Source organism: Burkholderia dolosa (genome assembly GCF_902499135.1).
GTDB lineage: Bacteria > Pseudomonadota > Gammaproteobacteria > Burkholderiales > Burkholderiaceae > Burkholderia > Burkholderia dolosa.
Genome location: NZ_CABVPR010000155.1, coordinates 1 through 792 on the forward strand (window position 1 = coordinate 1; position 792 = coordinate 792).

1 rRNA gene is annotated in these 792 nt (G+C 53.5%); it reads left to right on the plus strand.

Annotated features, from left to right (window positions below):
- Positions 1-340: 340 nt before the first annotated feature.
- Positions 341-792, plus strand: a 16S ribosomal RNA gene (locus BUB20358_RS27970); the annotation flags it as partial.

Below are 792 nucleotides of genomic sequence, written 5' to 3' on the forward strand. Positions count from 1 at the left end.
GGTCATGTAGTAGCGGCCACGCGGAGCCCCGAAGCCGACACGATGGTCACGACGCAGCGGTAAAAAAGTTGTTGACGAGTTGTGAAACGGGGTTCATAATCTCGCTTCTCTGCTGCTGAAAACGCAGCGCTGCGAAGACAAGGTCTTGCGCGGACATGCTCTTTAAAAACTAACAGCCGATAAGTGTGGGCGCTTGATGGAAGCGAACCGGTTTTCGAATCGGATAGCAAAAGTATCAAGAGTCTCACACTAAAGTAAGTCAGGTTTATGAAGAGATTCATATACCTGTCAGCTTTGAGTGAGCGACCGGTTCTACGGAACCGAAAACAGTAACAGGTTTGAACTGAAGAGTTTGATCCTGGCTCAGATTGAACGCTGGCGGCATGCCTTACACATGCAAGTCGAACGGCAGCACGGGTGCTTGCACCTGGTGGCGAGTGGCGAACGGGTGAGTAATACATCGGAACATGTCCTGTAGTGGGGGATAGCCCGGCGAAAGCCGGATTAATACCGCATACGATCCACGGATGAAAGCGGGGGACCTTCGGGCCTCGCGCTATAGGGTTGGCCGATGGCTGATTAGCTAGTTGGTGGGGTAAAGGCCTACCAAGGCGACGATCAGTAGCTGGTCTGAGAGGACGACCAGCCACACTGGGACTGAGACACGGCCCAGACTCCTACGGGAGGCAGCAGTGGGGAATTTTGGACAATGGGCGCAAGCCTGATCCAGCAATGCCGCGTGTGTGAAGAAGGCCTTCGGGTTGTAAAGCACTTTTGTCCGGAAAGAAAACC